10 protein-coding genes, 2 rRNA genes and 1 riboswitch are annotated in these 10827 nt (G+C 38.1%); all 12 genes read right to left on the bottom strand.

Features of this window, described 5'->3' with window-relative positions; translation table 11 throughout:
* Positions 1–103 precede the first annotated feature (103 nt).
* Positions 104–1522, bottom strand: a complete 1419-nt coding sequence (purF, locus tag BKP35_RS08225) for an amidophosphoribosyltransferase (RefSeq protein WP_071312865.1) — start codon at positions 1520–1522, stop codon at positions 104–106.
* Positions 1498–3723: a phosphoribosylformylglycinamidine synthase subunit PurL gene (gene purL, locus BKP35_RS08230; protein WP_071312866.1), complete on the bottom strand. Its 2226-nt coding sequence runs from the start codon at positions 3721–3723 to the stop codon at positions 1498–1500. Before purL ends, purF begins: the two co-directional genes overlap by 25 nt.
* The gene (gene purQ / locus BKP35_RS08235) at positions 3707–4390 is read right to left on the bottom strand and encodes a phosphoribosylformylglycinamidine synthase subunit PurQ (protein ID WP_071312867.1); all 684 of its coding nucleotides are present in this window, start codon (positions 4388–4390) and stop codon (positions 3707–3709) included. Before purQ ends, purL begins: the two co-directional genes overlap by 17 nt.
* A complete protein-coding gene (gene purS, locus BKP35_RS08240; RefSeq protein ID WP_071312868.1) occupies positions 4387–4641 on the bottom strand; it encodes a phosphoribosylformylglycinamidine synthase subunit PurS in 255 nt (84 codons plus the stop codon). The genes purQ and purS overlap by 4 nt, the downstream gene beginning before the upstream one ends.
* Positions 4638–5354 carry a phosphoribosylaminoimidazolesuccinocarboxamide synthase gene (purC, locus tag BKP35_RS08245; protein ID WP_071312891.1) on the bottom strand — a complete coding sequence of 239 codons (717 nt, stop codon included), beginning with the start codon at positions 5352–5354 and terminating at the stop codon, positions 4638–4640. The genes purS and purC overlap by 4 nt, the downstream gene beginning before the upstream one ends.
* Positions 5355–5594: 240 nt before the next feature.
* Positions 5595–6890 carry an adenylosuccinate lyase gene (gene purB, locus BKP35_RS08250; protein ID WP_071312869.1) on the bottom strand — a complete coding sequence of 432 codons (1296 nt, stop codon included), beginning with the start codon at positions 6888–6890 and terminating at the stop codon, positions 5595–5597.
* A gap of 5 nt (positions 6891–6895) precedes the next feature.
* The gene (gene purK, locus BKP35_RS08255; RefSeq protein ID WP_071312870.1) at positions 6896–8038 is read right to left on the bottom strand and encodes a 5-(carboxyamino)imidazole ribonucleotide synthase; all 1143 of its coding nucleotides are present in this window, start codon (positions 8036–8038) and stop codon (positions 6896–6898) included.
* On the bottom strand, positions 8035–8523 hold the full coding sequence (gene purE / locus BKP35_RS08260; protein ID WP_071312871.1) for a 5-(carboxyamino)imidazole ribonucleotide mutase: 489 nt from the start codon (positions 8521–8523) through the stop codon (positions 8035–8037). Before purE ends, purK begins: the two co-directional genes overlap by 4 nt.
* Positions 8524–8897: 374 nt before the next feature.
* Positions 8898–8999, bottom strand: a riboswitch (purine riboswitch).
* 90 nt (positions 9000–9089) lie between these two features.
* Positions 9090–9293: an NETI motif-containing protein gene (locus BKP35_RS08265; RefSeq protein ID WP_071312872.1), complete on the bottom strand. Its 204-nt coding sequence runs from the start codon at positions 9291–9293 to the stop codon at positions 9090–9092.
* Positions 9294–9496: 203 nt separating this feature from the next.
* Positions 9497–9694: a hypothetical protein gene (locus tag BKP35_RS08270; RefSeq protein ID WP_071312873.1), complete on the bottom strand. Its 198-nt coding sequence runs from the start codon at positions 9692–9694 to the stop codon at positions 9497–9499.
* 655 nt (positions 9695–10349) lie between these two features.
* Positions 10350–10465: ribosomal RNA gene (rrf, locus tag BKP35_RS08280) — 5S ribosomal RNA — on the bottom strand.
* Positions 10466–10700: 235 nt separating this feature from the next.
* A 23S ribosomal RNA gene (locus BKP35_RS08285) occupies positions 10701–10827 on the bottom strand; the annotation flags it as partial.

A 10827-nucleotide genomic window follows, 5' to 3' on the forward strand; every position in this document is an offset into this window, starting at 1 on the left:
AATGTACAATGTACAATGCAAAATTTAAAATTGTTTGAAAGCAGTGCTTCGAGGCCTTTCTTTCAGTAATTGTAAATTATACATTGTACATTTTAAATTTTAACTAGTTTTTCACCGTGTTTTCTTCATTACTTTCTTTATTAAAAATTTCTGTCGGATAGTTACCGGTAAAGCATGCTAGGCATTGGCCGTTATTTTTATAAAGTTCACTTCTTCCAATTCCCTTCAGTAACCCTTCAACACTTAAGTATTCGAGCGTGTCTGCACCGATTTCCTTTCTAATTTCTTCCACTGTTTTCTTTGCTGCAATTAGTTCTGACGTTGACGATGTATCGATGCCGTAAAAGCAAGGGTTTGTTATCGGTGGCGAACTAATACGGACGTGGACCTCTTTCGCACCAGCTTCGCGTAACAATCGGACAATACGTCTACTGGTCGTGCCACGAACGATCGAATCATCGATCATGACGACTCGTTTTCCTTCAACAACACCGCGAACAGCAGATAATTTCATCTTTACCCCTTGCTCTCTTAGTTCTTGGGAAGGCTGAATAAAGGTTCGACCTACATAACGATTTTTAATTAGACCTAACTCATAAGGGATGCCTGTTTGTTCAGCAAATCCGATCGCCGCGGAAATACTTGAATCAGGTACACCAGTAATAACATCTGCTTCTACAGGAAATTCAAGTGCAAGCTGCTTCCCTAAATTTTTTCTTGCGGTATGAACGTTTATTTGATCAACATTACTATCGGGTCTTGCAAAATAAATATACTCCATGCTACAAATCGAACGATCAACTGGTTTTGAAAACCATTCTGTATGAAGCCCTTCATCATTAAAAATAATTAGTTCACCAGGTAACACTTCTCTTTCATATGTCGCACCGACGACATCAAAGGCACAAGTTTCTGAAGCGATAACGTATGCATCACCTATCCGTCCAATCGAAAGTGGACGTAAGCCATTCGGATCGAGAGCGACCATTAACTCATTTTCTGTCATGACCATAAAGGCGTATGCACCTTTGACCATTGAGAGCGCATTTTTTACACTCTCTTTCATCGGTAAATCACAACTTCTTTTAATTAAGTGAGCTAAAACTTCTGTATCTGACGTCGTCTGAAAAATACTCCCTTGATTTTCTAACTCGCTTCTTAACAATTCCGCGTTAACTAAGTTACCGTTATGGGCTAATGCTAATCCACCGGTTTGTGATTTAAATAGTAAAGGTTGGGTATTAGTAAGACCACCGCCGCCTGCTGTTGAGTAGCGAACATGACCAATAGCAGCACTACCATGCAACGTTTCAATTTCTCCTTTTGAAAAAACCTCTGTTACAAGTCCTAAACCTTTATGAATATTTAAATTGTCACTATCAGAAACAACGATTCCGGTTCCTTCTTGTCCACGATGTTGTAAGCTGTGTAATCCGTAATAAGTAATTTGAGCTGCATCCGGATGGCCCCATACACCTAACACTCCACACTCTTCATTTAAGCCTTTGATTTCAGCAAACATGGAATAGCTCCTCTCCAAGAGTTTTGCAATTCGTCGGTTGCTACTTGAATAACAGGCTCACCACTTTCATTTAAAATCGTAAGCCCTGCATCAACAACCTCACCAACACAGGTTGCATCTACTAAACTTTCAAACTGCTCTTTTTTATCACGTGGCACAGAAACAACAAAACGACTTTGACTTTCTGCAAACAATGCAGTTACTTCTTCACCTGTAATCGAAACTTTCGCACCGACTTTTCCGTCCATGATACACTCAGCAACTGCGACAGCAAAACCACCCTCACTAACGTCATGTGCCGAAGCTATTGCCCCTGAGCGAATTGCTGTTAATAACTGGGTTTGTAATTTTTTCTCTATGTCTAAATCAATGCTCGGTGACTTACCTGAAATTTCACCGTCAACTAGTTTTTGAAGTTCACTTCCGCCAAATTCCGGCTTCGTTTCACCGATTAAAAAAATCAAATCTCCTGCATTTTTAAAGCTCTGTGTTGTAATATGGTTAACATCATCAATTAAGCCAACCATCCCAATGACTGGCGTTGGATAAACGGCTACACCGCTTCGTTCATTATATAAAGATACATTTCCACCGATCACTGGTGTTTCAAGCTCACGACAAGCTTCACTTAGACCATCTGTTGATTTTTCAAGCTGCCAGAAAATCTCAGGTTTTTCTGGGTTTCCATAATTTAAACAATCGGTTACCCCAAGTGGCTCTGCTCCTGAACAAACAAGGTTTCTTGCCGCTTCAGCAATCGCGATTTTCCCACCAACTTCAGGGTCTAAATATAAATAACGAGAATTACAATCAGTCGTCATTGCAAGTGCCTTATTCGTATCACGAATGCGAAGTACAGCAGCATCTGATCCTGGGCAAACAACTGTATTTGTACGAACCATGTAGTCGTATTGGTCGTAAACCCACTCTTTACTAGCAATTGTCGGCTGCGCTAATAAATCAAGTAATGTTTGCTTTACGTCTGTAACTTTAGGAATAACTTCCTCTTGTTGTTGGAACTTTGCAAAATATTCTGGCTCACGCGAAGGCTTGTGATATACTGGTGCATCTTCAGCTAAAGCATCAACTGGTACTTCTGCGGATACTTCACCTTTAAAAATGAGACGAAGTTTTTTATCGTCGGTTACTGTTCCGACCACTTTAGAAAGTAAGCCCCAACGATCAAAAATTTCTTTTATCTCATCTTCGCGACCTTTTTTAACAACGATGAGCATTCTCTCTTGAGATTCTGAAAGCATCATTTCATAAGGTGTCATTCCTAGTTCACGTTGTGGTACTTCATCTAGGTTTAATTCAATACCAGATCCAGCTTTACTAGCCATTTCCGCAGATGATGACGTTAAGCCTGCCGCTCCCATATCTTGAATTCCAACTAATGCGTCTGACTTGATCAACTCTAAACAAGCTTCAAGAAGTAATTTCTCCATAAATGGATCTCCTACTTGAACCGCTGGACGTTTTTCATCAGATGCTTCATCTAATTCTTCTGAAGCAAACGTAGCACCGTGAATACCATCACGACCCGTACTTGCTCCGACATACATTACTGTATTACCGACACCTTTTGCTTGCCCCTTTTGTATATCTTTATGGTCAATTAAACCGACACACATTGCATTAACAAGGGGATTTCCTTCATAGCAAGGGTCAAATTGGACTTCACCACCAACGGTCGGAATACCGATACAGTTACCATAACCAGCAATTCCAGCAACCACTTCTTCAAATAGGTATTTGACCTTTGGCGACTGTAGCTCACCAAAACGTAAAGAATTTAATAACGCAACTGGACGAGCGCCCATCGAGAACACGTCACGAATAATTCCACCAACACCGGTTGCCGCTCCTTGATACGGCTCAATCGCTGATGGGTGGTTGTGACTTTCAATTTTAAATACAACCGCTTGATCATCATTTATATCGATGATCCCAGCACCTTCACCTGGCCCTTGAAGAACACGCTCGCCTGTTATTGGGAATTTCTTAAGTAAAACTTTTGAGTTTTTATATGAACAATGCTCGCTCCACATCACTGAAAATAATCCCGTTTCCGTCCAGTTTGGGAGACGTCCAAGAATGTTTTCTACTAGTTGAAACTCTTCATCCGTTAAGCCCATGTCAGCGTAAAGTCGATTTTCTTTAATCATTTCTGCTGTTGGTTCTTTATACATTAAGGACATGTGCTTCCCTCCAGTTTCGTAAAATTGATTTAAAAAGCAATAAGCCATCATTACTACCAATTAGTTGATCGACAGCACGTTCAGGGTGTGGCATCATTCCTATTACATTTCCTTTTTCATTTTTAATACCAGCAATATTAGAAATTGAACCGTTTGGATTATTTTTATATGTGAAAATAATTTGCTTATTATCCTTAAGAGACTTTAAAGTTGCTTCGTCACAGTAATAGTTTCCTTCACCGTGAGCAACAGGAATGGTTATTTCTTCCCCTAATTCATAGCCTGTCGTAAACATCGTTTCATTGTTTTCTACGACTAACGTTACCGGACGACAAATAAATTTTAAGTTTTGATTACGGCGCATCGCTCCCGGAAGTAACCCTGCTTCAAGAAGAACTTGAAATCCGTTACAAACTCCAAGAACTGGTTTTCCTTCATTCGCTGCTTTAATGACTGCATCCATCACATTTGAAAATCTAGCAATAGCTCCTGAACGAAGGTAGTCTCCGTAAGAGAAACCCCCTGGTAATAAAATTGCATCAAAACGATCTAAGTTTGCTTCATCGTGCCAAACGTACTCAACTTCTTCTCCAAGTTCATCACGAATAGCATGAAACATATCTACGTCACAGTTTGATCCTGGAAAGACGATACATGCAAATTTCATGAAGAGACAACCTCCTCGATTTCATAACGATAATCTTCAATAACAGTGTTTGCTAGAAGCTTTTCACACATTTCTTTAATACGAGCATCAACATCTTCTTCAGTTTTACTTAACGTAAGCTCCATATACTTCCCGATACGAACATCTTGTACTTCGTTATAAGTTAGTGCATGGAGTGACGTGCGCACTGCGCTTCCTTGTGGATCTAAAACACTTTCCCTTAATGTAATGTAAACTTTTACTTTCATCATGATGATGATCCTCCTAGTCTCGTTAAAATTTCTTCATAGCCTTCTGTTAAACTACCAATATTGCGACGAAATAAATCTTTATCAAATTTTTGATTCGTATGAATGTCCCAAAGCCTACATGTGTCTGGAGAAATCTCGTCTGCCAAAAGTATTTCTCCATTTCCAGTAACACCAAACTCTAACTTAAAATCTACTAACCTTACATTTACATCTTGAAATAGTTGAATTAGAAATTGATTTACTTTTAAAGCAATACTACGCATTGTTTGCAATTGCTCAGGAGTTGCAATATTTAATAAGCGAATGTGATCTTCATTGATTAACGGATCACCAAGATCGTCATCTTTATAATAAAATTCAATGACCGGTGCTTCTAGCTGAATGCCCTCTTCCATTCCTAATCGCTTCGAAAGACTGCCAGCTGTAACATTACGAACAACGACTTCTAGAGGAACGATTGTCACCTTTTGAACTAACTGCTCGGTATCAGAAAGTTTTTCAATAAAATGATTGTTAATTCCCTCTTTTTTTAATACTTCGAAAATTTTCGATGTAATCAAGTTATTCAGTCTTGATTTCCCTGTAATTTTATCTTTTTTCTCTCCATTAAAAGCTGTGGCATCATCTTTATACTCGATCCAGAAAACATCTTGATGATCAGTTTCAAATATCTTTTTAGCTTTCCCTTCATACAAAAGACCTTTTTTATTCACCATTCGCCCCTCCAATTATTAGTTTTGAGTTTTGAGTTGCTTTTAGTTTTGAATTTTGAATTTTGAGTGTTGAGTTGGTGAAAGCAGTGCTCCGAAGCATTACTTTCACTAACTCAAAACTCTTCACTCAAAACTCAAAACTTATAAATAACTCTAAACTCTTCACTCAACACTCCATTAGACTCCGGAGCGATACCCAGACCTAACTCATAACTCTTCACTCAAAATTCAAAACTACAACTAAATAAGTCCAACTCTTTCAAAAATCGTATCGACATGCTTTAGGTGATGATTGTAATCAAAGCAGTCGTTAATTTCTTCCTCAGTTAATAGTGAAGTAATTTTCTCATCTGCATCTACGAGCTCACGGAACTGAACGCCTCTTTCCCACGCTTCCATTGCTTTCGGTTGTACAAGGTCATATGCTTCTTCACGCACCATTCCTTTATCAATTAGTGAAAGCAGAACACGTTGTGAGTAAATCAAGCCATATGTTCTCGTCATGTTACGCTTCATATTCTCAGGGAAGACCGTTAAGTTTTTCACGATGTTTCCGAAGCGATTTAACATGTAGTTTAAAGCGATCGTTGCATCTGGTAAGATCACTCTTTCTGCTGATGAATGCGAAATATCCCTTTCATGCCAAAGAGCCACATTTTCATAGGCTGTTACCATATGTCCACGAAGTACACGAGCAAGGCCCGTCATATTTTCTGATCCGATTGGATTACGCTTATGAGGCATTGCTGAAGACCCTTTTTGACCTTTTGCAAAAAACTCTTCTACTTCACGTGTTTCGCTTTTTTGGAGACCACGAATTTCCACCGCCATTTTTTCAATCGAAGCACCGATGAGCGCTATTGTTCCGATATAGTTAGCGTGACGGTCACGTTGGAGTGTTTGTGTTGAAACTGACGCGCGATCAAGACCTAAATTTTCGCAAACATATTGTTCTACAAATGGATCGATGTTGGCATACGTTCCAACCGCACCTGAAATTTTCCCTACACAAACTCCTTCTGCCGCTTGTTGAAATCTTGTTAAATTTCGTTTCATTTCTTCGTACCATAAAGCAAGCTTTAAACCGAATGTTGTTGGCTCTGCATGAACGCCATGCGTACGTCCCATCATGACTGTATCTTTGTGTTCAATCGCTTTATTTTTCAAAATTTCAATGAAGTTTTTAATATCTTTTTCAATAATTTCATTTGCTTGTTTCAGTAAGTAAGATAAAGCTGTATCAACTACATCGGTTGATGTTAATCCGTAATGAACCCACTTTCTTTCTTCGCCAAGAGTTTCTGAGACTGCTCTCGTAAAAGCGACAACATCATGTCTCGTTTCTGCTTCAATCTCTAAAATACGGTTAATATCAAACGAAGCGTTTTCGCGAATTTTTTTTACATCGTCTTTAGGTATGTCACCTAGCTCCGCCCATGCTTCACAAGCGACAATCTCCACTTCTAACCATGCTTTAAAGCGGTTCTCATCTGTCCAAATTGCACCCATTTCAGGTCGTGTGTAACGTTCAATCATTCTTTTTAAACCTCCATCTTTTCTGCGTTCCAAATTTTTAGTGAAGCGACCTTCTCAAGTGCTTCTTCAACTGTGTCACCGAGTACATTAATATGTCCCATTTTTCTTCCGTGCTTTGCTTCCTCTTTTCCATACAAATGAAGATGGACATCTGAAAAATGTTCGACATTTTCAAGTACTTTAGACAAGTGTTCCCCTAATATATTAACCATTACAGTAGGCTTTAGTAAACTGGTATTACCTAATGGCCAATTACAAATGGAACGAACGTGCTGATCGAACTGAGAAGTTTCACACGCATTTATCGTATAGTGACCTGAATTATGCGGTCTCGGCGCTAATTCATTTACATAAATATCTCCATCTGCTGTTAAAAACATTTCGACAGCGAGCGTTCCGACAAGCCCTAAGTGCTTTGCTAAGTGAAGTGCAACTTGCTCGGCTTTACGAGTGACTTCTTCTGAAACACGTGCTGGAACAATCGACATATGCAAAATATTATTTTTATGAATGTTTTCTGCTACCGGGAATGTTTTTGCTTCTCCAGCGGAATTACCGGTAACAATCACAGACAATTCTTTATCAAAAGCAATCCATTTCTCTAAAACTAGCTCTCCTTGAACCGCTAACTTTTCATACGCCTGCTCAACTTCAGATCCGTTACGTATTACGAATTGACCTTTTCCATCGTACCCACCACGGCAAGTTTTAAGGACGGCAGGTAAACTCAACTCACGAATTCCTTCTCGTAAATCATCTAATGAATTTACTAAGTAGTATGGAGCAACTTTTATTCCTGAAGCTTCAATTGCCTTTTTCTCTTTGCCACGATGTTGCGTCGTTGAAAGAAGCTTACTTCCTTGAGGTAAATTACCATTTTCCTCAAGCCAATTAGCCGTTTTACTATCTATGTTTTCAAATTCATATGTGAGGACATTACAATTTTTCAAGAGTTGTTTTGCACCTTCAAGGTCATCATAAGCTGAGACAACTTCAACATCAGCAATTTGGCCACAGGGAGAATTTTCATTCGGTTCTAATACGGCAATTTTATAACCCATTTCTCTAGCTGAAAGAGCCATCATTCTGCCAAGCTGTCCTCCACCTAAAATTCCTATGGTACTTCCCGGTAAGATCCTTTTTCTCACAGCTCATCACTACTTTCTAACACACGATTTGTAATTGCTGCTCTTCTTGCTTCAACTGCTTCGGCTACTTCTTCGAATTGCGTTGCTAACATTTGCGCAGCTAGCAACCCCGCATTTTCCGCTCCTGCTTTACCTATTGCAACAGTTGCCACTGGAATTCCTCCTGGCATTTGTACGATTGAAAGAAGTGAGTCAAGACCGTTAAGTGCCTTCGATTGAACAGGTACGCCAATCACTGGTAAGACTGTTTTCGCTGCCACCATTCCTGGTAAATGCGCCGCTCCACCTGCACCGGCAATAATAACTTTTATTCCTCGCTCCTTTGCTGTTTCAGCGTATGAAAACATTAAATCTGGAGTACGGTGGGCAGATACGACCTTTTTTTCATAAGGTACTTGTAATTCCTCTAAAATGTTGCAAGCATGCTTCATCGTTTCCCAATCAGAAGTACTTCCCATGATGACACCAACTAATGGCTTATTCATAAAAACCTCCTATTAATCTATAAAAAGTAAAATTGATATGCTTTTCGTACCAAACCGACATGACAAATTACTTATCAACATTTAGCATGTGAAAGTCGAGCGATTAATCCTTCCAACCAACAAACCAACTAACTACTAACCAACTTTTCCATACAAAAAGCCCACGTATGAAAATGCTCGTAGACTCTAGTAAGAGAAAGCAATTCAATACTTGGGCTGGTGAATGTAGTTTAATTGAAAATCATTCTTCAGAAAAACTAATTTTCGCAAAACAATCTAGTTTTCCTTGATAATCAATCATCTCAATATTATTTTGAAATAGCACAAAAATTAATTAAACGTTTAATTAATTTTAGAATAATATTGATCCTACAAGTATATTTGCTTCTCTTCATAGTCTAACGATTTACGGTCATTAGGTAGAAACTTTCGGGCCATATCCCCAATATTATATGAAGAAAATATTATATATCGTTTTCTTTTCAATTTAATCTTAGCAGTTTGTCAGGAGATTTGTCAACTTAAAATCGAACGTTTTTTATAAAATGTAGTTCTATTGTTCGCTTTTAGTCTATTAATTTTCCTTCAAAGACAATTTTCTGTTCTTTTACAACTTTTTCAAGCTTACCACCTTTAGATACTTCATGGAAAACAGGCTCTTCGATTCGTCGCGTCGGAGAATATCCTTCCTTTGCCATTCGATCAAGACATCCAGAGATCGTTTCTCCATCCTCAACAAAAAACTTTTTCTTTTTTAGCTTTTTTTCCACCTTTTATTACCTCCGAATTCCTTTTACCTAGAAACCACTATAAAACGCTCCTAATAAATTTCTCGTTATCTGGCTGGTAGGTAGTTCTATAATTTATGTATTAATCTAATTTTCCAATTCCAAGTGCTCGGTGTTCTACTAATATTTCTCTTATTTTTAGAATTGTTTATCTTCACATTTAATGATGAGAATCACTTCAGCATTTAGACTGCAATTACTGCGGATAAATCAAATAAACTAAACCCATCTGCCCGGTGAATTGTATCAAAAAATTTGGGTTGTTCAGTTGGTGTTTCAAGTGGGATAGCAACAATTTTTTCTTTCTCAAATCCCCTATTTAGCAATTTATTGATCGCTAATTCCAAAAATGCTGAGTGTTCGAAAGAAGATATTATATGCATATTTTATTTCCTCACTTTTCTTTTGACTCAAGTAATTGATAATTTGGAAATTGGAAAGACTTTTGGAGAAATTGTTTTTGTTCCTTTTTAAATGCTTTGTTACACTCAACACAAAGCACGTAAGCTTCATAGGCCGCAAAACAATATATAGATGGTAAAAATAAGGCCCATTGAGGATCTAGTACTGATATGCCCATTGTAAAAGATCCAAGTAATGTGTATTGTAACGCTACCAGGAAATTTGACATGTAAATTATTAAAATTGTACCAGATAAAAATATGAAACCTTCAATTATTCTATGGATATATAAATGACCTAAGCCTGGGAATAGCAATGATGATACTAGCGCAAACACAGGGGCTTCTCAAATGAACATCGCTGCAATTTAATGGACCTAAATAATTAGTGTAGCGTCGAACAGATTTAGTTGCCGTTTTATTATCCATATTAAAAGTACCTCTCATCATGTAAGTACTTTTATAATCCCACTGCATTTTTTAAATATGTATATTTTATTCATTTCAATGAATTTCATTATTCATTATTTCACCCACCAAGATCAATATATGGTTGCGTTAAAAACATCCACAAACTGATTTGTATTTATAATTTGCTAGACGAAGAAAACACATCCCATTGGAATGTGTTTTCTTCGTCTAGCAACGTCCTACTCTCACAAGGGGAAACCCCTAACTACCATCGGCGCAAAAGAGCTTAACGATCGTGTTCGGCATGGGAACGAGTGTGACCTCTTCGCTATCGCCACTAGATTTTTAGTTTTGAATTATGAGTTTTGAGTGTTGAGTTACTTGTAAGCGTCTCTTGGAGGCTCACTAGCATCAAACTTTATATTCATAATTCATTGAAAGATTGTTCTTTCAAAACTAGATAACATACATTTAAGTTTCTTGAGTGTGAATTCATTTCGATTTTGAGTTTGTGTTTTGCTTCTTTGAGTTACTTTCATAACTCAAAACTCAACACTCTTCACTCAAAACTTATTTTTAGGATAAGTCCTCGACCGATTAGTATCTCTCAGCTCCACGTGTCGCCACGCTTCCACCCGAGACCTATCAACCTCATCATCTCTAAGGGGTCTTACTGGATTAACTCCATGGGAAATCTCATCTTG

It is taken from the genome of Anaerobacillus arseniciselenatis (genome assembly GCF_001865995.1).
Lineage (GTDB): Bacteria > Bacillota > Bacilli > Bacillales > Anaerobacillaceae > Anaerobacillus > Anaerobacillus arseniciselenatis.